This is a genomic window from Actinacidiphila acididurans, assembly GCF_016918855.1.
Classification (GTDB): domain Bacteria; phylum Actinomycetota; class Actinomycetes; order Streptomycetales; family Streptomycetaceae; genus Actinacidiphila; species Actinacidiphila acididurans.
Map to the genome: position 1 here is coordinate 250,173 of NZ_JADKYB010000006.1, position 21,277 is coordinate 271,449.

Annotated in this window: 24 protein-coding genes; 20 read left to right on the top strand and 4 right to left on the bottom strand. The window is 73.6% G+C overall.

The genetic code is table 11. The annotated features are described in order from the left end of the window. Window positions 1-49: 49 nt before the first annotated feature. Window positions 50-1,579, bottom strand: coding sequence for an oxidoreductase (locus ITX44_RS13475; protein WP_205357583.1), 1,530 nt, complete (start codon window positions 1,577-1,579; stop codon window positions 50-52). Window positions 1,580-1,892: 313 nt separating this feature from the next. Here ITX44_RS13475 and hisD point away from each other — a divergent pair, with 313 nt between their 5' ends. From hisD to hisF, 8 genes are all read left to right on the top strand, one after another. Beyond that, window positions 1,893-3,227 carry a histidinol dehydrogenase gene (gene hisD, locus ITX44_RS13480; protein WP_205357397.1) on the top strand — a complete coding sequence of 445 codons (1,335 nt, stop codon included), beginning with the start codon at window positions 1,893-1,895 and terminating at the stop codon, window positions 3,225-3,227. After that, window positions 3,224-4,348, top strand: coding sequence for a histidinol-phosphate transaminase (locus tag ITX44_RS13485; RefSeq protein WP_205357398.1), 1,125 nt, complete (start codon window positions 3,224-3,226; stop codon window positions 4,346-4,348). Before hisD ends, ITX44_RS13485 begins: the two co-directional genes overlap by 4 nt. Further along, window positions 4,345-4,938 (top strand): imidazoleglycerol-phosphate dehydratase HisB, encoded by a 594-nt coding sequence (gene hisB, locus ITX44_RS13490; protein ID WP_205357399.1) that lies wholly within the window; start codon window positions 4,345-4,347, stop codon window positions 4,936-4,938. Before ITX44_RS13485 ends, hisB begins: the two co-directional genes overlap by 4 nt. Before the next feature lie 4 nt (window positions 4,939-4,942). Next, a complete protein-coding gene (locus ITX44_RS13495) occupies window positions 4,943-5,095 on the top strand; it encodes a CG2302 family histidine operon protein (protein WP_205357400.1) in 153 nt (50 codons plus the stop codon). Between the two features lie 6 nt (window positions 5,096-5,101). Further along, the gene (hisH, locus tag ITX44_RS13500; protein ID WP_205357401.1) at window positions 5,102-5,743 is read left to right on the top strand and encodes an imidazole glycerol phosphate synthase subunit HisH; all 642 of its coding nucleotides are present in this window, start codon (window positions 5,102-5,104) and stop codon (window positions 5,741-5,743) included. Between the two features lie 138 nt (window positions 5,744-5,881). Further along, the gene (gene priA / locus ITX44_RS13505; RefSeq protein WP_205357402.1) at window positions 5,882-6,607 is read left to right on the top strand and encodes a bifunctional 1-(5-phosphoribosyl)-5-((5-phosphoribosylamino)methylideneamino)imidazole-4-carboxamide isomerase/phosphoribosylanthranilate isomerase PriA; all 726 of its coding nucleotides are present in this window, start codon (window positions 5,882-5,884) and stop codon (window positions 6,605-6,607) included. Then, entirely contained in the window at window positions 6,604-7,008 is a 405-nt protein-coding gene (locus ITX44_RS13510; protein WP_205357403.1) for a Rid family hydrolase, read from the top strand. Before priA ends, ITX44_RS13510 begins: the two co-directional genes overlap by 4 nt. Then, entirely contained in the window at window positions 7,005-7,760 is a 756-nt protein-coding gene (gene hisF, locus ITX44_RS13515) for an imidazole glycerol phosphate synthase subunit HisF (protein ID WP_205357404.1), read from the top strand. Before ITX44_RS13510 ends, hisF begins: the two co-directional genes overlap by 4 nt. Before the next feature lie 37 nt (window positions 7,761-7,797). Here the strand turns inward: hisF and ITX44_RS13520 are convergent, their stop codons facing one another. After that, window positions 7,798-8,430: a TIGR03085 family metal-binding protein gene (locus ITX44_RS13520; protein WP_205357405.1), complete on the bottom strand. Its 633-nt coding sequence runs from the start codon at window positions 8,428-8,430 to the stop codon at window positions 7,798-7,800. Window positions 8,431-8,518: 88 nt separating this feature from the next. Further along, a complete protein-coding gene (locus ITX44_RS13525) occupies window positions 8,519-9,247 on the bottom strand; it encodes a hypothetical protein (RefSeq protein WP_205357406.1) in 729 nt (242 codons plus the stop codon). Window positions 9,248-9,642: 395 nt separating this feature from the next. Between ITX44_RS13525 and hisI the strand changes: the two genes are divergently transcribed. Both hisI and ITX44_RS13535 read left to right on the top strand, forming a co-directional pair. Beyond that, window positions 9,643-10,008, top strand: coding sequence for a phosphoribosyl-AMP cyclohydrolase (hisI, locus tag ITX44_RS13530; protein ID WP_205357407.1), 366 nt, complete (start codon window positions 9,643-9,645; stop codon window positions 10,006-10,008). An 89-nt stretch (window positions 10,009-10,097) separates the two neighbouring features. Continuing rightward, the gene (locus ITX44_RS13535; protein ID WP_205357584.1) at window positions 10,098-11,630 is read left to right on the top strand and encodes an anthranilate synthase component I; all 1,533 of its coding nucleotides are present in this window, start codon (window positions 10,098-10,100) and stop codon (window positions 11,628-11,630) included. Between the two features lie 160 nt (window positions 11,631-11,790). Here ITX44_RS13535 and ITX44_RS13540 read toward each other — a convergent pair whose 3' ends face one another. After that, on the bottom strand, window positions 11,791-13,062 hold the full coding sequence (locus ITX44_RS13540; RefSeq protein WP_205357408.1) for a S53 family peptidase: 1,272 nt from the start codon (window positions 13,060-13,062) through the stop codon (window positions 11,791-11,793). A 155-nt stretch (window positions 13,063-13,217) separates the two neighbouring features. On the opposite strand from ITX44_RS13540, the gene ITX44_RS13545 reads away from it, so the two are divergent. From ITX44_RS13545 to ITX44_RS13585, 10 genes are all read left to right on the top strand, one after another. Further along, window positions 13,218-13,901, top strand: coding sequence for a TIGR02234 family membrane protein (locus ITX44_RS13545; RefSeq protein WP_372440903.1), 684 nt, complete (start codon window positions 13,218-13,220; stop codon window positions 13,899-13,901). Between the two features lie 150 nt (window positions 13,902-14,051). Then, complete coding sequence (locus ITX44_RS13550; RefSeq protein WP_236060500.1) at window positions 14,052-14,315, top strand: HGxxPAAW family protein; 264 nt, start codon at window positions 14,052-14,054, stop codon at window positions 14,313-14,315. 69 nt (window positions 14,316-14,384) lie between these two features. Then, complete coding sequence (locus ITX44_RS13555; RefSeq protein ID WP_372440904.1) at window positions 14,385-14,855, top strand: DUF2752 domain-containing protein; 471 nt, start codon at window positions 14,385-14,387, stop codon at window positions 14,853-14,855. Window positions 14,856-15,026: 171 nt separating this feature from the next. After that, window positions 15,027-15,833 carry an indole-3-glycerol phosphate synthase TrpC gene (trpC, locus tag ITX44_RS13560; protein WP_205357409.1) on the top strand — a complete coding sequence of 269 codons (807 nt, stop codon included), beginning with the start codon at window positions 15,027-15,029 and terminating at the stop codon, window positions 15,831-15,833. An 81-nt stretch (window positions 15,834-15,914) separates the two neighbouring features. Continuing rightward, entirely contained in the window at window positions 15,915-16,058 is a 144-nt protein-coding gene (trpM, locus tag ITX44_RS43010; protein ID WP_372440905.1) for a tryptophan biosynthesis modulator TrpM, read from the top strand. A 47-nt stretch (window positions 16,059-16,105) separates the two neighbouring features. Beyond that, entirely contained in the window at window positions 16,106-17,392 is a 1,287-nt protein-coding gene (gene trpB / locus ITX44_RS13565; protein ID WP_205357410.1) for a tryptophan synthase subunit beta, read from the top strand. Beyond that, complete coding sequence (gene trpA / locus ITX44_RS13570; RefSeq protein WP_205357411.1) at window positions 17,389-18,207, top strand: tryptophan synthase subunit alpha; 819 nt, start codon at window positions 17,389-17,391, stop codon at window positions 18,205-18,207. Before trpB ends, trpA begins: the two co-directional genes overlap by 4 nt. 122 nt (window positions 18,208-18,329) lie before the next feature. Next, a complete protein-coding gene (locus ITX44_RS13575) occupies window positions 18,330-19,160 on the top strand; it encodes a DsbA family protein (RefSeq protein WP_205357412.1) in 831 nt (276 codons plus the stop codon). Between the two features lie 86 nt (window positions 19,161-19,246). Beyond that, on the top strand, window positions 19,247-20,275 hold the full coding sequence (gene lgt, locus ITX44_RS13580) for a prolipoprotein diacylglyceryl transferase (RefSeq protein WP_205357413.1): 1,029 nt from the start codon (window positions 19,247-19,249) through the stop codon (window positions 20,273-20,275). Window positions 20,276-20,517: 242 nt separating this feature from the next. Then, a complete protein-coding gene (locus ITX44_RS13585) occupies window positions 20,518-21,249 on the top strand; it encodes a VIT1/CCC1 transporter family protein (RefSeq protein WP_205357414.1) in 732 nt (243 codons plus the stop codon). Window positions 21,250-21,277 lie beyond the last annotated feature (28 nt).

Below are 21,277 nucleotides of genomic sequence, written 5' to 3' on the forward strand. Positions count from 1 at the left end.
CTGGGCGCGGCCCGGCCATGTGCGACCCCAAGCCGGGGCGAACCGTCCCTCACGTTCCGCGCCGCAGAAGTCGGGTGGCCCCCGCGGCAGCGGTCGTCGCGAGCATCCAGCCGAGCAACGTCAAGGCGGAAGCGACCCACTGCGCCACGCCCGTCTCACGCCAGGCGTTGTCCTGCCCGAGGTCGATGACCGGAAGCAGCAGGTCGAGCGCGTAAAGAGCAGGACTCCAGTGGGGCTGGTAGCCGTTCGAGTCGGCCGGAGGCGGAGTGCGGTGCAGCGCGAAATACACGGCGCCGATGGCCCAGAGCACCCCCATCCAGACCGCGGCCCGCCCGGGCCGGTACCCGTACCCGACCGTGACGTCCTGGATCCAGCCCCACACCCGGCCGGCCCCGGACAGCGTCTCGCGCCGCCGCCGCTGCTTGGCCAGCAGCACCTCGCGCGCCTCGGTGTCGTCCCCGCTCGCGCGCAGGGCCGCGGCCAGCCGCTCGTACGGCTCGGAGGTGTACTCCGGGGTGGCCGAGCGCAGCCAGGCGATGCGGGTGCGGAGCGGGAAGTCCACCGCCGGGGCCAACCCGTCGTAGACGAAGCCGCGCAGCGACAGCCGGCCGGGGGCGGTGGGCCAGCTCGCGGGGGCGTCCACCAGCTTGCCCACCCGCGCGCCGGACAGCGACACCAGGCCGGTCGGCGCACGGCCGGGCGTCCAGCGCAGCTCGGGCGTCTGGATGCGGCGCAGTGACACCTGCTGCTCCTCGCCGAGCCGGAATCGGGCCCGGGTGACCACCACCGCGTTGCCGAACCGGCCGTCGTCCAGCCGCAGTCCGCCCTCGCAGACGAAGTCCTTGGTTTCGACGCCGGGCGGCGGCGAGGTGTCGCCCGGCGTCGAACCGCCGAAGGCGTCCCAGCCCGCGCTGAGGTAGAGGGTGTGCTCGACCGTGACCCGGGCGGCGTTGAGCGCGTACCGGCCGGTGGGGTTGCGTACGCTGCTGCCCCGCAGGCTCAGCCGGCCGCCTATCCGGGCGCTGCGCAGGCTGAACTCCCCGGTGACGTCCATGAGTTCGGCGTCCACGTCCTGCCCGACCACCAGGCCGTCGGCGCCGATCGCCCGGCTGGCCCGGTCCCGCCGCACCACGAGCTGGTTGAGCAGCAGGTCGGTGCCGATCTGCGCGTCGGACATCCGGATCCCGCCGGGCACCAGGCACTGCGGCAGGTGCAGGTCGCCGGTGACCTGGAGCCGCGCCGCGTCCAGCCGCGGGATCAGGCAGCGCACCAGCCGCATGCTGCCGGCCCGGACCTCCTGGAGCATCACCGGCTCGTCGAACCGGCAGTCGTCGAGCTGGAAGTAGGGCGCGATGGTGCCGCCCGACAGCATCAGCCGGCCGCTGATCCGTACCCCCGCGAGCTTGAGCGCGCCCACCCGGCCGGGCGCGGGCGCCGGTGGGTTCAGCAGCAGTTCGGCGACGGCCCTGGCCCGTACCGTGCGCTCCTCGGGCCACTCCGGGCCCGCCAGCGGGTCGTCCTCCTCCGCCCGGCCGGTGCGCAGGTCCAGCGTGCGCCCGGCCACGAACGACCGCCACATGCGCTGCTCGGTCGTGCTCCAGCTCTCCGGCGCCGCCCGCACCACCGTCTCGTCCGCCACCCGGACCTCCCCCGTCCCTCCCGTGGTCCCGTCGTGCCCACCGCGCCACACGCTAGCGAACCCTCCCGACACCCGGGGCCGCTGTGTCCACAGGCCCACCGCCAGGACCCAGTACGTCCCCCGTACGTTCCCGCCACCGGGCTCCGTACGCCCTCGAAGCCCCCGCTCCCGCGTCCGCCATGCGTGCCACCCGCGCGTATCACGGAGCGGACCGCGAGCGGCCCGCCGGGTCCGGGTCTCTACACTTGGCAGCGTGATCTCCCGAATCGACCTGCGCGGCGCCGCCTTCCCCGAGGGCGGCATCGACCGTGACCTGCTGCCCCGTGCCGAGTTCGACGTGGAGGCCGCCCTGGAGGCGGTGCGGCCGATCTGCGAGGACGTGCGCCATCGCGGCACGGCGGCCGTGCTGGACTACGGGGAGCGGTTCGACGGGGTGCGCCCGGAGCGGCTGCGGGTGCCCGAGCGGGAGCTGACGCAGGCGCTGGAGGGTCTGGACCCGCAGGTCCGCGCCGCCCTCGAGGAGTCGATCCGGCGGGCCCGGCTGGTCCACCACGACCAGCGGCGCACCGACGTCACCACCCAGGTCGTACCCGGCGGCACCGTCACCGAGCGGTGGGTGCCGGTGCAGCGCGTGGGGCTGTACGTGCCGGGCGGGCTGGCGGTCTACCCGTCGTCGGTGGTCATGAACGTGGTGCCCGCCCAGGAGGCCGGGGTGGACGCGGTCGCCGTCGCCTCGCCGCCGCAGGCCCAGTGGGGCGGACTGCCGCACCCCACCATCCTCGCCGCCTGCGCGCTGCTCGGCGTGACCGAGGTGTACGCGGCCGGCGGCGCCCAGGCCATCGCCATGTTCGCCTACGGCACCGACGAGTGCCGCCCGGTGAACCTGGTCACCGGCCCCGGCAACATCTACGTGGCCGCCGCCAAGCGCCTGCTCAAGGGCCGGATCGGGATCGACGCCGAGGCCGGGCCCACCGAGATCGCGGTGCTGGCCGACGGCACTGCCGACCCCGCGCACGTGGCCGCCGACCTGATCAGCCAGGCCGAGCACGACACCCTTGCCGCGGCCGTCCTGGTCACCACCTCCGCCGAGCTCGCCGACGCCGTCGACAAGGAGCTCGACGTCCAGGTCGCCGCCACCCGGCACAAGGAGCGCGTCGCCACCGCCCTGTCCGGCCGCCAGTCGGCCACCGTCCTGGTCGACACCCTCGACCGGGCGCTGGAGGTGGTCGACGCCTATGCCGCCGAGCACCTGGAGATCCAGACCGCGGACGCCGCCGAGGTCGCCGCCAGGGTGCGCAACGCCGGCGCGGTCTTTGTCGGCCCCTGGGCGCCGGTCTCGCTCGGCGACTACTGCGCCGGGTCCAACCACGTGCTGCCCACCGGCGGATGCGCCTGCCACTCCTCGGGCCTGTCCGTGCAGTCCTTCCTGCGCGGCATCCACGTCGTGGACTACTCCCGCGACGCCCTGGCCGAGGTCGCCCACCACGTGGTCACCCTGGCCGGCGCCGAGGACCTGCCGGCCCACGGCGCCGCGGTGACCGCCCGCTTCTCCGGCGAGGTCCCGCCCGGCGGCGAGGTGGCCCGGTGACCCGGATCGACGACCTGCCCATCCGCGACGAACTGCGCGGCCAGTCGCCGTACGGCGCCCCGCAGCTCGACGTGCCGGTGCTGCTCAACACCAACGAGAACCCGTATCCGCTGCCCGAGCCGCTGGTCGAGCGGATCGCCGAGCGCGTCGCCGAGGCCGCCCGCCACCTGAACCGCTACCCGGACCGGGACGCGGTCGAGCTGCGCACGCGACTGGCCGCCTACCTGTCCCGGACCGCCGGGCACACCGTGGGCCTGCCGCAGGTGTGGGCCGCCAACGGCTCCAACGAGATCATCCAGCAGCTGCTGCAGACCTTCGGCGGCCCCGGCCGCACCGCGATCGGCTTCGAGCCGTCGTACTCGATGCACGCGCTGATCTCCCGCGGCACCGGCACCGGCTGGATCTCCGGGGCCCGCAACGACGACTTCACCATCGACGTGGCGAACGCCACCGCCCAGATCCGCGAGCTGCGGCCGGACGTGGTGTTCATCTGCTCGCCCAACAACCCGACCGGCACCGCGGTGGCCGCCGAGACCGTACTCGCGCTGTACGAGGCGTCGCTCGCGGCCGGCCCGTCGATGGTGATCGTGGACGAGGCGTACGGCGAGTTCTCGCACCGCCCGTCGCTGCTGCCGTTGATCGATGGCCGCCCCACGCTGGTGGTCACCCGTACCATGTCCAAGGCGTTCGGCGCGGCCGGGCTGCGGCTGGGCTACCTGGCGGCGGACCCCGCGGTGGTGGACGCCGTGCAGCTGGTCCGGCTGCCGTACCACCTGTCGTCGGTGACCCAGGCCACCGCGCTGGCCGCCCTGGAGCACACCGACGCCCTGCTCGGCTACGTCGAGCAGCTCAAGAAGGAACGCGACCGGCTGGTCGACGGGTTGTGCGGGATCGGCTACGAGGTGACGGAGTCCGACGCGAACTTCGTGCAGTTCGGCCGGTTCACCGACGCCCACGCGGCGTGGCAGGCGATCCTCGACCAGGGCGTCCTGGTCCGGGACAACGGCGTGCCCGGCCGGCTGCGGGTCTCGGCCGGCACCCCGGCGGAGAACGACGCCTTCCTGGCGGCGGCCCGCACCGTGTTCAAGGAGTACAGCACCGCTTCGGAGGGATCCGCATGACCCGCGTGGGCCGGGTGGAACGCACCACCAAGGAGACGTCCACCGTCGTGGAGATCGACCTGGACGGCACCGGCCAGGTCTCGGTGTCCACCGGCGTGGGCTTCTACGACCACATGCTCGACCAGCTCGGCCGGCACGGCCTGTTCGACCTCAGCGTCAAGACCGAGGGCGACCTGCACATCGACACCCACCACACGATCGAGGACACCGCCCTCGCCCTGGGCGCCGCCTTCCGGCAGGCGCTCGGCGACAAGGTGGGCATCTACCGGTTCGGCAACTGCACGGTGCCGCTGGACGAGGCCCTGGCCGAGGTGACCGTCGACCTGTCCGGGCGGCCGTATCTGGTGCACACCGAGCCGGAGCACATGGCGCCGATGATCGGCACGTACGACACGACGATGACCCGCCACATCCTGGAGTCCTTCGTCGCGCAGGCGCAGATCGCGCTGCACGTCCATGTGCCCTACGGGCGCAACGCGCACCACATCGTGGAGTGCCAGTTCAAGGCGCTGGCCCGGGCGCTGCGCTACGCCAGCGAGCGCGACCCGCGCGCCGCGGGCATCCTGCCGTCGACGAAGGGCGCGCTGTAACACCATGAACAAAGGATCGTCCCTCTTCATCCTGCTCGGCCTGTTCCTCGCCGGGGGCGTCTACTCCTTCTGGAAGCAGAAGCAGTCCCGCAGCCTGATCGCGATCGTCGCCATCGGCTCGGTGTTCGCGCTGGCCGCCGGCCTGCTGCGGATGTAGGGAGGCATGACCGTGACCAAGCGCGTGGTGGTCCTCGACTACGGGTTCGGCAACGTCCGCTCCGCGGAGCGGGCGCTGGCCCGGGCCGGCGCCGAGGTGGAGATCACCGCTGACTACGACAAGGCGATGAACGCCGACGGGCTGCTGGTGCCCGGCGTCGGCGCCTTCGCCGCCTGCATGGCCGGCCTCAAGGCCGCGCGCGGCGACTGGATCATCGGCCGCCGGCTGTCCGGCGGCCGCCCGGTGCTCGGCATCTGCGTCGGCATGCAGATCCTGTTCGCCCGCGGCATCGAGCACGGCGTGGAGACCGAGGGCCTGGACGAGTGGCCCGGCGCGGTCGAGCCGCTGCACGCGCCCGTGGTGCCGCACATGGGCTGGAACACCGTCAAGGCCCCCGAAGGCTCCGAACTGTTCGCGGGGGTCGAGGAGGACGCCCGGTTCTACTTCGTGCACTCCTACGCGGTGCGCGCCTGGGACCTGCCCGCGCACAACCCCGCCATCCAGCCCCCGAAGGTCGCCTGGTCCACGCACGGCGAGCCGTTCGTCGCCGCCGTGGAGAACGGCCCGCTGTGGGCCACCCAGTTCCACCCGGAGAAGTCCGGCGACGCAGGCGCCCGGCTGCTGGCCAACTGGCTCGGCTCCTTCTGATCCGCTTCCGATCCTGATCCGCTTCCGATCCGTTCCCGACCCGCCCCGGCCGCGGCGTCCCTCCCGGACGTACGGCCGGCCCGCTCCTCCTCCGTCGCCCCGATCAGCACCCGCCGCTCGCAGAGGATCCCGCTCCCGATGACCACGCTCGAACTCCTCCCCGCCGTCGACGTCCGCGACGGCCAGGCCGTCCGCCTGGTGCACGGCGAGTCCGGCTCCGAGACCTCGTACGGCGACCCGCTGTCCGCCGCGCTCGCCTGGCAGCAGGCCGGCGCCGAGTGGCTGCACCTGGTCGACCTCGACGCGGCCTTCGGCACCGGCGACAACCGGGCGCTGATCGCCGAGGTGGCCCGGAGCATGGACATCAAGGTCGAGCTGTCCGGCGGCATCCGCGACGACGACACCCTGGCCGCGGCCCTGGCCACCGGCTGCACCCGGGTGAACCTGGGCACCGCCGCCCTGGAGGCGCCGCAGTGGGTGGCCAAGGTCATCGCCGAGCACGGCGACCGGATCGCGGTCGGCCTGGACGTGCGCGGCACCACCCTGCGCGGCCGCGGCTGGACCCGGGATGGCGGCGACCTGTACGAGACGCTGGCCCGGCTGGACTCCGAGGGCTGCGCCCGGTACGTCGTCACCGACATCGCCAAGGACGGCACCCTCCAGGGCCCCAACCTGGACCTGCTGCGCAATGTGTGCGCCGCCACCGGCCGGCCGGTGGTGGCTTCCGGCGGCGTCTCCAGCCTCGACGACCTGCGGGCGATCGCCGCCCTGGTGCCGGATGGCGTGGAAGGCGCCATTGTCGGCAAGGCGCTCTATGCGAAGGCGTTCACCCTCGAAGAAGCCCTGGAGGCGGTGTCAGGATGACCGGAACCCCTGCTGTGCGGCGTACGCAGACCGAAAGTGCCCTGGAGGAGACCATCGGTTCCGCCCGCGCCGTCGAGGCGGGGGACTTCGTCCTCGTCTCCGGTACGCTGCCGCTGGCCGGTGGCGTGGTCCGCGGTGAGGGCAGCCCGTACGAACAGGCGCTGCTCGCCTTCCGCAACGCGCTGGCCGCGCTGGAGCCGTTCGGACTGGACGTGAAGCACGTGGTGCGCACGCGGATGTACCTCAGCCACAACCGGGACGCGGACGAGGTCGGCCGGGCCCACCTGGAGCTGTTCGGCAAGGTGCGGCCGGCCGCCACCATGGTGGTGGTGGGCGGTTTCGCCGAGCCGCTGGTGCTGGTCGAAGTGGAACTCGAAGCATTCCGAGGAGACACCGCATGAGCCTCGCGGTCCGCGTCATCCCCTGCCTGGACGTCGACGCCGGGCGGGTGGTCAAGGGCGTCAACTTCCAGAACCTGCGGGACGCCGGTGACCCGGTCGAGCTGGCCCGGCTCTATGACGCCCAGGGCGCCGACGAGCTGACCTTCCTGGACATCACCGCCTCCTCCGGTGACCGGGAGACCACCTACGACGTGGTGCGGCGCACCGCGGAGCAGGTCTTCATCCCGCTCACCGTGGGCGGCGGAGTGCGCACCGCCGAGGACGTGGACAAGCTGCTGCGGGCCGGCGCCGACAAGGTGGGCGTCAACACCGCGGCGATTGCCCGGCCCGAGCTGATCCGGGAGATCGCCGAGCGGTTCGGCCGCCAGGTGCTGGTGCTCTCGGTGGACGCCCGGCGCACCCCCACCGGCTCCTTCGAGGTCACCACGCACGGCGGGCGCCGCGGCACCGGCATCGACGCGGTGGAATGGGCGCACCGGGCGGCCGAACTCGGCGCCGGCGAGATCCTGCTCAACTCCATGGACGCCGACGGCACCAAGGACGGCTACGACACCGAGATGATCGCCGCCGTCCGGGCCCACGTGACGGTGCCCGTGATCGCCTCCGGCGGCGCCGGCCGGCTCGCCGACTTCCCGCCCGCCGTGGCCGCGGGCGCCGACGCGGTGCTGGCCGCCTCCGTCTTCCACTTCGGCGACCTGCGCATCGGCGAGGTCAAGGACACCCTGCGGGCCGCCGGCCACCCGGTCCGCTAGAACCCCTGCGCCCGGCCCCTCGGGTCGAATCCCGGGTTCAGACGCCGAGACGTGCCTCGTACGCCTTGGCGACCGCTTCCTCGTCGCCCTCGGTCTCGACCTTGGCGGCCTGCTGGCGGCCGAAGGCGAAGACGGCGAGCTCCGAGGGCTCACCGGTGACCGTGACCACCGGCGAGCCCTTGTGCGCGACGACGGTCTGGCCGTTCGGGCGGCGCAGCACCAGGCCGACCGGGGAGCGGCGGCCCAGCATGCGGGCGACGCGCTCCAGGCGCTGCCACAGCGCGTCGGCGAACACCGGGTCGATGGCGCGCGGCGTCCAGTCCGGGACGGCCCGGCGGACGTCCTCGGCGTGCACGTAGAACTCGATGGTGTTGGCCGCCTCGTCCAGTTGCTTGAGGCTGAACGGCGACAGCCGCGGCGGCCCGGTCCGGATGAGCTGGATCAGCTCGTCGTAGGGCTTGGCCGCGTACTCCTTGCGGATCCGGTTCAGCCGGTCGGCGAGCTGCGGCACCACCAGGCCCGCCGCCGCGTCGCCGCGCCGCTCGCGTACCACCACGTGCGCCGCCAGATCGCGGGTGGTCCAGCCCGTGCACAGGGTCGGCGCGTCGGGCCCGGCACCTTCCAGCAGATCGGCGAGGAGCAGACGTTCACGCTGGGCATGTGTGGACATGACGCCAGAGTAATGATCCGGCGGGTGTACGTCCGCCCCTCGCCACGCGGTACGAGGACGCGGGGGACCTGGTCGGCTCAGCGTCGGCTCAGCCCAGCGGGGCGTAGAGCTTGGTGCCGGTCTTGCCGTTGTTGCGGGTCAGCGAGCAGGTGACGGTGTCGCGCCCCTGGATCTGGTACGTGATCAGCTTCGGGAACAGCGCGTACGGGTAGTACGTCCGCCCGTCGGCCGGCAGGTGCTTGCGCGCGTCGGCCGTGCACAGTTCCAGCGCCTTGGACTGGATCTCCTCGTCGGAGGAGAAGCTGCCGGACAGCGTCTCGTTGGCCACCACCTGGGCGTCGTGCGCGGAACTGCACGAGCGGGTGGTCACCTTGTCCACGCTGGGCGTCAGCGTCGGCGCGTCGAAGCACTGGCCCGGGTGGAGCACCACGTACGGCACCAGCTTCTGCGTCGGCGTAGGGGTGCCGGTGAACTGCTGCAGGTCGCTGGGCAGCGTGAAGCTCGGGATCGGCAGGGGACTGGTCAGGTCCGAGGGCAGCCCGGAAGGGAGCCCGTCCGAAGGGAGCCCGTCGGAGGGCAGTCCGTCCGAGGGGAGTCCCGAGGGCAGCGACGCGGAGGAGCTGGTCGTGCCAGTCTTGGCGTCGTTCGACTTCTTGTCGCTCCCGCCACCCGCCAGTACCACACCGGCCACCACCGCGCCGATGACCACTACCGCGCCCACCGCGATCAGCACATTGCGCCGGGTGTGGTTGGGCGGCGGGGGAGGCGGCTGGTAACCCGGCGGCGGATAACCGCCGTAGCCGCCACCGGGGGGCACGGGCGGTCCGGGCGGTCCGGGCGGGCCGTAACCGCCGCCAGGAGGCGGCGGAGGACCGTACCCGCCGCCGGGCGGCGGGCCGTAACCGGGCTGGGTGGGGTAGCCGTACCCCTCCTGGCCGCCTTGTTGCGGAAAACCGTAACCGCCGTCGCCCGGCGACGCGGGAGGAGGCGGGGGGCCGAAGCCCTCCGGCGGACCAAAACCGCCGCCCTGCTCAGGAGGCGGCGGACCATTCGGTGGCGGTGGCGGAAAACCCATGGACGCAGGATGCCCCATACGGGTGACAACAGCGAGCGACTACCGGATGACGGACACGGAATCCGCCACCATTGCGACGCTTTCGCCCCGCGCCGCGGCTTTTCCCGCAACGGGCGCCGGACGGCACAATGGAACCCATGCCGGATTCGACCGTGCCCGCCACGTCCCTCGACCCCGCCGTCGCCACCCGCCTCAAGCGCAACTCCGACGGCCTGTTCCCCGCCATCGCCCAGCAGTACGACACCGGTGAGGTGCTCATGCTCGGCTGGATGGACGACGAGGCACTGCACCGCACCCTCACCACGGGCCGCTGCACGTACTTCAGCCGCAGCCGGCAGGAGTACTGGGTCAAGGGCGACACTTCCGGCCACGTCCAGCACGTCAAGTCGGTCGCGCTCGACTGCGACGGCGACACCGTGCTGGTCAAGGTCGACCAGGTGGGCGCGGCCTGCCACACCGGCGACCGCACCTGCTTCGACGCGCACGCGCTGCCGCTGGGCTGATCCCGCCCGCCGCGGGCCGGCCCCGGCCGGATCCCGCGACGCCGGGCCCGGCCCGCCACCCGCCCGGATACCCTCTGGCCATGGACGCCATGGACCTCGAAACCTTCCGCAAACTCGCGGCCGACCGCCGGGTCATCCCGGTCAGCCGCCGCCTGCTGGCGGACGGCGACACCCCCGTCGGCCTCTACCGCAAGCTCGCGGGCGAGCGGGTGGGCACGTATCTGCTCGAATCGGCGGACGGGGGCTCCTCCCACACCGTCGGCGGCGGAGGCGGCGGGTCCTGGTCCCGGTACTCCTTCATCGGCGTGCGCTCGGCCGCCACCCTGACCGCCCGCGACGGGCAGGCCCACTGGCTGGGCACCCCGCCGGTCGGCGTCCCGGTCACCGGCGACCCGCTGGAGGCGCTGCGCGCCACCCTCACCGCCCTGCACACCCCGCGCGACCTGGCCGGCGGGCTGCCGCCCTTCACCGGCGGCATGATCGGCTACCTCGGCTACGACATCGTGCGCCGCCTGGAGCGGATCGGCGAGCACGGCGAGGACGCCCTGAAGCTGCCCGAGCTCACCATGATGCTCACCTCCGACCTCGCCGTGCTGGACCACTGGGACGGCACCGTGCTGCTGATCGCCAACGCGATCAACCACAACGACGAGGACACCGGCGTCGACGAGGCGTACGCCGACGCGGTGGCCCGGCTCGACGCAATGGAGGCGGATCTGGCCGCCCCCGCGCACACCGCCCCGGTGGCGCTGCCGCCCTCCCAGCTGCCGCCGTACACCGCCCGCTGGGGCGGCGAGGACTTCAAGACGGCCGTACGCGACATCAAGGAGCGGATCAGGGCCGGCGAGGCGTTCCAGGTCGTGCCCTCGCAGCGGTTCGAGACCCCCTGCGAGGCGAGCGCCCTCGACGTCTACCGGGTGCTGCGGGCCACCAACCCGAGCCCGTACATGTACCTGCTGCGCTTCCCCGGCGAGGACGGCGGCGACGGCTTCGACGTGGTCGGCTCCAGCCCCGAGGCGCTGGTCAAGGTCAAGGACGGCCGCGCCATGGTGCACCCCATCGCCGGCACCCGGCCGCGCGGTGCCAACCCGCAGGAGGACACCGCCCTGGCCGAGGAACTCCTCGCCGACCCCAAGGAACGCGCCGAGCACCTGATGCTGGTCGACCTCGGCCGCAACGACCTGGGCCGGGTGTGCGAGCCGGGCAGCGTGGAGGTCGTCGACTTCATGTCCGTCGAGCGCTATTCGCATGTGATGCACATCGTCTCCACCGTCACCGGCACGGTCGCCCCCGGCCGGACCGCCTTCGACGTGCTCACCGCCTGCTTCCCGGCCGGCACGCTCTCCGGCGCCCCCAAGCCGCGGGCCATGCAGATCATCGAGGAACTCGAGCCGACCCGACGCGGCCTCTACGGAGGCTGCGTCGGCTACCTCGACTTCGCCGGCGACTCCGACACCGCCATCGCCATCCGCACGGCCCTCCTCCGGGACGGCGTCGCCTACGTCCAGGCCGGCGCGGGCATCGTGGCCGATTCCGACCCCGACGCCGAGGACTTGGAGTGCCGCAACAAGGCGGCAGCGGTGCTTCGCGCTGTCGCGACGGCCAATTCGTTGCGCGGGTAGCGAGGGCTGGCGTCGGGTTTCACGGTGCCCCCGAGCCGGTGGCCGTTGGCGGCTGCCAGCTCGGGGGGTTCTGTCGCGTTGCCGGGTACCGGTGCGTCGTGGTTTCTCGCGCCCACGCGGCGCCAGCCGCAATTTCGGTGCAGCCCCGCGCCCCTTCGGGTCACCCGGCGAAGGCGCTCGTTCCGTTCGGGGTCCCCAGGCCGGTCGGGCCGTCGTAGCCGAGGGTGCCGTTGCAGAGGTAGCGGGCGGCGCAGGAGCCGTTGGAGCCGGTGGTCACGTCGTGGAGGGAGGCGGCGTGGGCGTAGGGGAAGGAGGCGGGGGAGGAGCCGGCGGAGGGGGTGCCGGCGAGGGCGTAGACGGCGGCGACGATGGGGGCGGAGGCGCTGGTGCCGCCGAAGACCTCCCAGCCGGTGTCGCCGCCGTAGGTGTCGTAGACGGCGACGCCGGTGGCCGGGTCGGCGACCGCGGCGACGTCGGCGATGGAGCGGCGGGTGCAGCCGGTGTCGGTCTGCCAGGTCGGCTTGGTGTCGTAGGCCGAGCAGCCGGACCCCGTGCCGCTCCAGACGGACTCGCTCCAGCCGCGTGCGCTGGAGTCCTGGCGCAGTGAGGTGCCGCCGACCGCGGTCACGTAGCGGGAGGCGGCCGGGTATTCGGCGCCGTAGCCGCTGTCGCCGGAGGAGACGGTGATGGCCACGCCCGGGTGGTTGAAGTAGGCGCTGTCGTAGGAGGCGTCGGAGGAGGACTCCCCGCCGCCCCAGCTGTTGGAGACGTACTTCGCGCCCATGGCGACGGCGGTGTTGACGGCCGTGCCGAGGTCGGCCATGGACGAGGAGCGCGCCTCGACCAGCAGGACCCGGCACTGCGGGCAGATCGCGCTGACCATGTCGAGGTCCAGGGAGATCTCCTCGGCCCAGCCGGCGTCGGCCCGGGGGAGGGTCGCGGTGCCGGTCTGCCCGACCTTGGTGAAGCAGCCGCTCGCGCTGCCGCACGTGGGCAGGCCGAAGGTGGAGCGGTACGTGGCCAGGTCCGATTCGGCGTTCGGGTCGTCGTAGGCGTCCACGACGGCGATGGTGGTGCCGGCCGCGCCGGTGGCGGGCAGGCCGTAGGCGGCGCGCAGGTCGGCCGGGCCGTAGCCGGACGGGGTGTCGGCCGGGTCGACCGAGCCCGTGGAGTGGGCGAGGCCGTCCATGCCGGCGGTGACCCGCAGCGCCGAGCAGGACATGGTGGCCGGGCGGCGGCTCGCCGCGCAGGAGCGGGCGGTGGTGACGGCGGACGAGGGAGCGACCGCGGTGGGGCCGGGCGCCGGGGCGGTGCCGTCGGCCGGAGCGGCGCCGGCGGCGGGGGCGAGTGTGAGGCCGGTCAGGGTCAGGCCCGCGGCCGCGGCTAGGGCGAACCCCGTACGCAGGGCCGCCGGGACGAGGGTGGTGCGCAACGAACTCCTCCTCGAAGGGATGAATCAACGGATGGTCAGCCGGACGGTGAACACTGCGCGTGACCATGGAAGTGCGCATGGTCACGCCCGGTGTACTTGCCCCCTGCCGGGACCCCGGGGAACGGGCATTGCGCCGGACAGGCGATAGTGGTGGGGTGAAGGAGAACCCGGCGCAGGCGCCGGTGGCCGCCCCTGTGGCCGCCGAGCCGCCGGCCGCGCCCCCCGCCAAGCCCACCCGGACGGCCCACCGCGCTCTGGCCGTGGCCCTGGCCTGCGGAGCGGTCGGCGCCGCACTGGTGCTGGTCGCCGCCGGCAAGACCTGGTCGCGCGGGCTCGCGCCCTTCGGGTCCGGCGCCGCCCCGGTGCACGCCACCGGCAGTCAGACCACGGCGCTGCCCGGGGCGCTGGCCCTGGTCGGCCTCGCCGCGCTCGTCGCGGTCTTCGCGGTGCGCAGGGCCGGCCGGTACGCGGTCGCCGCGCTGCTCGCGCTCAGCGGCCTGGGGGTCGTGGTCGCGACCGTGACCCGGCAGGGCGACCGGGCCGCGCTGAACTCCGCCGCCGCCAGTGCCTCCGGGCTCACCCGTACCGCCGCCACCCACGCGAGCGGCACCGCCTGGCCCTGGGTGGCCTTCGCCGGCGGCCTGCTCCTGCTGCTCGCCGGGGTGCTGGCGCTGCGTTTCGGCCACCGCTGGCCCGCCATGTCCGGCCGCTACGACCGGCCCGGCGGACGCGCCGCGGCCCGTCCCCGTACCGTCCCGGCGCCCGTCGACCCCGACCGGCCCGAGGACCTGTGGAAGGCGCTGGACCGCGGCGAGGACCCGACCGGCGACGGCTCCTGACCCGGCGGGCCCGCGGCCCCGCGGAGCCCGGTCCCGGCGGGCCGGCCCGCACCCCCACCCCCGTCACCGGGCCCCCGTCCCCACGCGCAACAATGGGTGATGAAGCGGACGGCGAAGGACGTCCGCGACCGAGCCTTTGAAGGAGCTTTCATGGCGGAGCACAGCCACGGACACACCCCCGCCGCCTGGACCGGCGTCATCATCGCCTTCCTCGGGTTCTCCGTCGCGGGCGCCTTCGTCATCGCCGCGAAGCCGGCCGGTTTCTGGGCCGGGATGGCCCTGGTCCTGCTCGGCCCGATCGTCGGCGGCGTGATGCGGACCATGGGCCTCGGCAGCCACAACGAGCCGCTGGCGCGCACCCCCGCGACCACGCGGTCCGCCGAGGAGGAGAGCCGCGCCCACGTCGGTGCGTGAGTTCCGGAGGCGCGGCGGCCGCATGTGCGGCGGGCTGCGCCTTCGCCGTGTCCGGGCCAGAATCGACGGGTGACCGCGCCCCGTCCCTCCGGCCGCCAGGTGCTCGGGGCCGCCGCTCCCGCCGCCTTGCCGCGCCGTGTAGCCGCACCCTTGCGACGCGGCGCCGTACCGCTGGCCGTGCTCGGCGCCGCGGCCGGTGCCTTCGCCTGGGTGGCGGTGGTGGACCCCAACCGGCCGGGCCACTACCCGGCCTGCCCGCTGCGGTACGTCACCGGCCTGTACTGCCCCGGCTGCGGCGGGCTGCGCAGCGCCTACGCCGTGGCACACGGGCACCTCGGCACCGCGCTGGGCTGCAACGCCCTGGCCGTCGCCGGTTACGCCGTCTTCGCCGTGCTGTGGGCGGTGTGGTTCACCCGGTCGCTGCGCGGCCGTCCCTTCGCCCCGGCTCTGCCGCCGCAATGGGCGCGGGCACTGTGGGCCCTGGTGGCGGCCTTCACGGTTGTCCGGAACCTGCCCTTCGGCGCGGCGCTCGCGCCCTGACCGGCGGGCCGCCCCGGCCGGGTATTTGTCCAGGTGGTGGGACCCCCGGTCACCGGATGCGGGCCGTCCGCCCGGTGCCCGATACCATCGGAAGAGCCGGTGGCATGCTGCGCTGGCTTGATCGTTTCGATCATCACCGCCGTTCGGTCCGACCGGAAGGGGAGTGCTCGGGTGAGTGTGCTCGACGAGATCATCGAGGGAGTCCGCGCCGACCTCGCCGAGCGTCAGGCCCGGGTCCCGCTGGAGGAACTGAAGGAGCGCGCGGCGCGGGCCCGCGACGCCAAGGACGGCGTGGCGGCCCTGCGCGGCGACGGCGTGAAGGTCATCTGCGAGGTCAAGCGGTCCAGCCCGTCCAAGGGCGCGCTCGCCGCGATCGCCGACCCCGCGGCCCTGGCCGCCGACTACGAGGCCGGCGGCGCCGCGGCCATCAGCGTGCTCACCGAGCAGCGCCGGTTCGGCGGTTCGCTGGCCGACCTGGAGGCGGTCCGCGCCCGGGTCGACGTCCCGGTGCTGCGCAAGGACTTCATCGTCACCTCCTACCAGCTCTGGGAGGCCCGCGCCTATGGCGCCGACCTGGCGCTGCTCATCGTCGCCGCGCTCGAGCAGCCCGCGCTGGTGTCGCTGATCGAGCGGGCCGAGTCCATCGGGCTGACCCCGCTGGTCGAGGTGCACGACGAGGAGGAGGCCGAGCGGGCGCTGGACGCCGGGGCCCGGGTGATCGGCGTCAACGCCCGCAACCTGAAGACCCTGGAGGTGGACCGCGGCACCTTCGCCCGGGTCGCCCCGGAGCTGCCCGCCCATGTCGTCAAGGTCGCCGAGTCCGGGGTGCGCGGCCCGCACGACCTGATCGCCTACGCCCACGACGGCGCCGACGCCGTGCTCGTCGGCGAGTCGCTGGTCACCGGCCGCGACCCGCGTGCCGCCGTCGCCGACCTGGTGGCCGCCGGCGCCCACCCGGCGCTGCGCTCGGGTCACTAGGCGCTCGGATCACCGGACGCTCCTGTCACCGGGACGGCCGAGGCCGCTGGACCGGGCCGGGGACGGGCTAGACTTCGCGCCATGCCGATCGCCTCGCGCCTGGGTCCCGGGTGCCGCCCCCGCGGGTGCCGTGCCCCCGCGCGCCGGGTGCACGGCCGTCGGGTGCGCTACGTGATCGGGTGCGAGCCCGGGCAGGTGAACGGGCGGCGATGGCGGCGCGGCTGAACGCCGAGCCCTGATCGTCGCGTCAACACACCTGCGTGAGGACACCTGTGTCAGCCACACCCGAATACTTCCTTCCCGATCCGGAAGGACTGGTCCCGAGCCCCGAGGGGTACTTCGGGGCGTTCGGCGGCAAGTTCATCCCGGAGGCGCTGGTCGCCGCCGTGGACGAGGTCGCCGCCGAGTACGAGAAGGCCAAGGCCGATCCGGCCTTCGCCGCCGAGCTCGACGAACTGATGGTCAACTACACCGGCCGGCCGAGCGCGCTCACCGAAGTGCCGCGGTTCGCCCGGCAGGCCGGCGGCGCGAGGGTCTTCCTCAAGCGCGAGGACCTGAACCACACCGGCTCCCACAAGATCAACAACGTGCTGGGCCAGGCCCTGCTCACCAAGCGGATGGGCAAGACCCGGGTCATCGCCGAGACCGGCGCCGGCCAGCACGGCGTGGCCACCGCCACCGCCTGCGCGCTCTTCGGCCTGGAGTGCGTGATCTACATGGGCGAGATCGACACCGAGCGGCAGGCCCTGAACGTCGCCCGGATGCGCATCCTCGGCGCCGAGGTGGTCGCCGTGAAGTCCGGCAGCCGCACCCTGAAGGACGCCATCAACGAGGCGTTCCGCGACTGGGTCGCCAACGTGGACCGCACTCACTACCTGTTCGGCACCGTGGCCGGTCCGCACCCCTTCCCGGCGATGGTGCGCGACTTCCACCGGGTGATCGGCGTCGAGGCCCGCCGCCAGCTCCTGGAGCGGGCCGGCCGGCTGCCCGACGCCGCCGTGGCCTGCGTGGGCGGTGGCTCCAACGCCATGGGCCTGTTCCACGCCTTCCTGCCGGACACCGCGGTACGCCTGGTCGGCTGCGAGCCGGCCGGCCGCGGGGTGGACAGCGGCGAGCACGCGGCCACCCTGACCGCGGGCGAGCCCGGCATCCTGCACGGCTCCCGCTCCTACGTGCTCCAGGACGACGAGGGCCAGATCACCGAGCCCTACTCGATCTCGGCCGGCCTGGACTACCCGGGCGTCGGCCCGGAGCACGCCTGGCTGAAGGACTCCGGGCGTGCCGAGTACCGCGCGGTCACCGACGCCGACGCCATGGAGGCGCTGCGCCTGCTGTCCCGCACCGAGGGCATCATCCCCGCCATCGAGAGCGCCCACGCCCTGGCCGGCGCGCTGGAGATCGGCCGCGAACTCGGCCCGGACGGCCTGATCGTGGTCAACCTGTCCGGACGCGGCGACAAGGACATGGACACCGCGGCCCGCTGGTTCGGGCTGTACGACCCCACGGACCGGGTCGACCCCGGCCACGAGCCGGCGGCGGAAGCGGGAGCGGCGGAATGAGCGGCACCATCACCCTTCTGGAGCAGACCCTCGCCGCCGCCAGGGCGGAGAACCGGGCCGCGCTGGTGGCGTACCTGCCGGCCGGCTTCCCGACCGTCGACGGCGGCATCGCCGCGGTCAAGGCGGCCTTCGAGGGCGGCGCCGACATCGTCGAGGTCGGCCTGCCGCACAGTGACCCGGTGCTGGACGGGCCGGTCATCCAGACCGCTGACGACATCGCCCTGCGCGGCGGGGTACGGATCGCCGACGTGCTGCGCACGGTCCGCGAGGCGCACGCCGCCACCGGCAAGCCCGTGCTGGTCATGACCTACTGGAACCCGGTCGACCGGTACGGCGCCGAGCGGTTCGCCGCGGAGCTGGCCGAGGCGGGCGGCGCCGGCTGCATCCTGCCCGACCTGCCGGTCGAGGAGTCCGCGGGCTGGCGCGCGGCGGCGCTGGAACACGGCCTGGCCACCGTGTTCGTGGTCGCCCCCTCCAGTCGGGACGAGCGGCTGGCGAAGATCACCGCGGCCGGCTCCGGCTTCGTCTACGCGGCCTCCCTGATGGGGGTCACCGGCACCCGCGAGAGCGTGGGGGAGCAGGCCGCCGACCTGGTACGCCGGACCCGCGCGACCACCACCCTGCCGGTCTGCGTGGGCCTGGGCGTCTCCAACGCCGCCCAGGCGGCCGAGGTCGCCGCCTTCGCCGACGGTGTGATCGTCGGCTCGGCGTTCGTCAAGCGGCTGCTGGACCACGACGACGACCTCGCCGGGGGTCTGGCCGCGGTCCGGGCGCTCGCCGGGGAGCTCGCCGAGGGCGTCCGCAAGCGCGGCTGACCGCCCGGGGGTGACCCCGGGCAGCCGGAAAGGTCACCGGGGCGAGTGGATCGGATCACTCGCCCGGGCGAAAAACGGTGCGGGGCGGCGTCGGTCGCCGCCCCGCACCGTTGGTCCGGAATGTGAGCGAGAAGAAGCGTGACGGCAGGCGCAGCGCCCGGCGGGCGATCCAGGAACAGCGGGCGAAGGAGCAGGCGCGGCAGAAGCGCAAGCGGACCCTGACGGTGGGCGCGGGCGTGGTGGCCGTGCTGGCCATCGCGGCGGGCATCGGCGTGGCCGTGGCCAGCCATGACAGCAGCAGCACCAGCGCCGCCTCCGGCCCCGTGCCCTCGCCCAAGGGCGCCACCGGCAAGGACAGCCTGGTGATCCCGGTCGGCGCCGCCGACGCCCCGAGCGTGCTGACCATCTACGAGGACTTCCGCTGCCCGGCGTGCGACGCCTTCGAGAAGGAGTTCACCCCGACCATCCACACCCTGGAGGACGGCGGGAAGATCCGCACCGAGTACCACCTGGTCACCCTCATCGACGGCAATCTCGGCGGCTCCGGCTCGCTGAACGCCGGGAACGCGGCGGCCTGTGCCCAGGACCAGGGCAGGTTCCGCCCGTACCACGACGTGCTCTACGCCAACCAGCCCGAGGAGCAGCAGGACAAGTTCGCCGACAAGAACACCCTGCTGACGCTGGCCGACAAGGTCCCGGGCCTGCGTAACACAGCCTTCACCACCTGCGTGAACAACGGCACGTTCAACGACTGGATGCGCAAGTCCAACAGCGCCTTCGACTCCTCCGGCTTCAACGCCACGCCGACCATCCTGCTCAACGGCAAGAACATCTTCGGCACCGGCAGCGCCACGCTCACCCCCGCCTCGCTCACCGCGATGGTGGACGCCGCGAACAAGGGCAAGCCGCTCGGCAAGGTGACCCCCACACCGTCCGCCACGGCGTCCCCGTGACCGCCCGCGGCGGGTGCGGCGTTATTCATACGTAGCCGGGCGGGTTGCCCCATCACCCGTCCGGCAGGGTAGCGTCGGTCATTGCCATGAACCTCGCATACATCCCCAGCCCGGCGCACGGCGTGGTCCACCTCGGACCGATCCCGCTGCGCGGCTACGCCTTCTGCATCATCATCGGCGTCTTCGTGGCCGTCTGGTACGGCAACAAGCGCTGGATCGCCCGTGGCGGCACAGCGGGCACCGTGGCCGACATCGCGGTGTGGGCGGTGCCGTTCGGCCTGATCGGTGGCCGGCTCTACCACGTGATCACCGATTACGAGCTGTACTTCACCAACGGCAAGGACTGGGTCGGCGCGTTCAAGATCTGGCAGGGCGGGCTGGGTATCTGGGGTGCCATCGCGCTCGGCGCGCTGGGCGCCTGGATCGGCTGCCGCCGCCGCGGGATCGCGCTGCCGGCCTACGCGGACGCGATCGCCCCCGGCATCGCCTTCGCCCAGGCCATCGGCCGCTGGGGCAACTGGTTCAACCAGGAGCTGTACGGCAAGCCGACCACCCTGCCCTGGGGCCTGAAGATCGACCCGTCCCACCGGCCGGACGCGACCCCGAACGTGGCGACGTACCACCCCACGTTCCTGTACGAGTCGCTGTGGTGCATCGGGGTGGCGCTGCTGGTGATCTGGGCCGACCGCCGCTTCAAGCTGGGGCACGGGCGGGCGTTCGCGCTCTACGTGGCCGCGTACACCGTCGGCCGGTTCTGGATCGAGTACATGCGGGTGGACGACGCCCACCACATCGCGGGTCTGCGGCTCAACGACTGGACCTCGATGATCGTCTTCGCCGCCGCGGTGCTCTACATGGTGCTCTCCGCCCGGCGGCGGCCCGGCCGCGAGGAGACCGTGGAGCCGGTCGCCGCGGGCGCGCCGGCCGCGGTTGCCGGGGACGCCGAGGACACCGGGAAGGACGTCACGCCGGGCGAGGCGGCGGACGGCGACCTGACGGGCGAGGCCGGCAGCGAGGCGGAGACGGGCGCGGGCGAGCCCGCGCGGGCCGGGGCGGAGGAGCACGCGGCCGCCGCCCAGGAGCAGTCCCCGACGGCGGCGAACCCCAGCTCCTGAACCGTACGGTCCGGCGAAAGACCGCAGGACGGCCCCGCGCACCGAGGTGCGCGGGGCCGTCGCACTTTCCGGGCGCGTCCCCGCGCATCCCCGTGAGGAGCCCCCTCACGGCGGTCGCACGGGCCGGGAGGCAAGCCTGTCCTAAGTACGTTTTCGCAGGCCAGGGCAGCCTTTCCTTGCTGGCGGCGGCCCGCGATCCCGGCTACCTTCGAGCAGGATTCCGCAGGAGAGGGGTGAGCCGTATGACCACGACCGTCGAGCAGGCGCCGCCGTCGCCGTACAGCGACCCCCAGCACACCCACCGCGACGTCACCGGCGGCTGGCTGCGCCCCGCGGTGTTCGGCGCCATGGACGGCCTGGTCTCGAACTTCGCCCTGATGACCGGGGTGGCCGGCGGTTCGGTGGGCGCGCACACCATCGTGATCACGGGCCTGGCGGGCCTGGCGGCCGGGGCCTGCTCGATGGCCGCCGGCGAGTACACCTCCGTGGCCTCCCAGCGCGAGCTGGTCGAGGCGGAGCTGGCCATCGAGCGGCTGGAGCTGCACCGCAACCCCGAGGCCGAGGTGCGCGAGCTGGCCGAGCTGTACATATCCCGCGGTGTGCAGCCGGAGCTGGCGCACGAGGTGGCCCGGCAGCTGTCCGCGGACCCGGAGCAGGCGCTGGAGATCCACGCCCGCGAGGAACTCGGCGTGGACCCCGCCGACCTGCCCTCGCCGCTGGTGGCCGCCTCCTCCTCGTTCGTGTGCTTCGCGCTGGGCGCGCTGCTGCCGGTGCTGCCCTACCTGCTGGGCGCGGACGCGCTGTGGCCGGCCGTGGCGCTGGCGCTGGCCGGGCTGTTCGGCTGCGGCGCGGCGGTGGCCCGGGTGACCACCCGATCCTGGTGGTTCAGCGGACTGCGGCAGCTCCTCTTGGGCGCGGCGGCCGGCGGGGTTACCTTCGTACTGGGTGCGCTCATCGGCACCGCCGTCGGCTGACGACGGCGGCCCGAGAGCGACTCCCGAA

Excerpts from the sequence above, each read along its gene's own strand:
- hisI (WP_205357407.1), top strand. The coding sequence starts at position 9,643 with ATGCCGGATTCGACCGTGCCCGCCACGTCCCTCGACCCCGCCGTCGCC.
- trpM (WP_372440905.1), top strand. The coding sequence starts at position 15,915 with ATGCCGATCGCCTCGCGCCTGGGTCCCGGGTGCCGCCCCCGCGGGTGC.
- ITX44_RS13585 (WP_205357414.1), top strand. The coding sequence starts at position 20,518 with ATGACCACGACCGTCGAGCAGGCGCCGCCGTCGCCGTACAGCGACCCC.
- ITX44_RS13550 (WP_236060500.1), top strand. The coding sequence starts at position 14,052 with ATGGCGGAGCACAGCCACGGACACACCCCCGCCGCCTGGACCGGCGTC.
- ITX44_RS13495 (WP_205357400.1), top strand. The coding sequence starts at position 4,943 with ATGAACAAAGGATCGTCCCTCTTCATCCTGCTCGGCCTGTTCCTCGCC.
- ITX44_RS13520 (WP_205357405.1), bottom strand. The coding sequence starts at position 8,430 with ATGTCCACACATGCCCAGCGTGAACGTCTGCTCCTCGCCGATCTGCTG.
- hisH (WP_205357401.1), top strand. The coding sequence starts at position 5,102 with ATGACCGTGACCAAGCGCGTGGTGGTCCTCGACTACGGGTTCGGCAAC.
- hisB (WP_205357399.1), top strand. The coding sequence starts at position 4,345 with ATGACCCGCGTGGGCCGGGTGGAACGCACCACCAAGGAGACGTCCACC.
- hisF (WP_205357404.1), top strand. The coding sequence starts at position 7,005 with ATGAGCCTCGCGGTCCGCGTCATCCCCTGCCTGGACGTCGACGCCGGG.
- ITX44_RS13475 (WP_205357583.1), bottom strand. The coding sequence starts at position 1,579 with ATGTGGCGGTCGTTCGTGGCCGGGCGCACGCTGGACCTGCGCACCGGC.
- priA (WP_205357402.1), top strand. The coding sequence starts at position 5,882 with ATGACCACGCTCGAACTCCTCCCCGCCGTCGACGTCCGCGACGGCCAG.
- ITX44_RS13535 (WP_205357584.1), top strand. The coding sequence starts at position 10,098 with ATGGACCTCGAAACCTTCCGCAAACTCGCGGCCGACCGCCGGGTCATC.
- lgt (WP_205357413.1), top strand. The coding sequence starts at position 19,247 with ATGAACCTCGCATACATCCCCAGCCCGGCGCACGGCGTGGTCCACCTC.
- ITX44_RS13510 (WP_205357403.1), top strand. The coding sequence starts at position 6,604 with ATGACCGGAACCCCTGCTGTGCGGCGTACGCAGACCGAAAGTGCCCTG.
- trpA (WP_205357411.1), top strand. The coding sequence starts at position 17,389 with ATGAGCGGCACCATCACCCTTCTGGAGCAGACCCTCGCCGCCGCCAGG.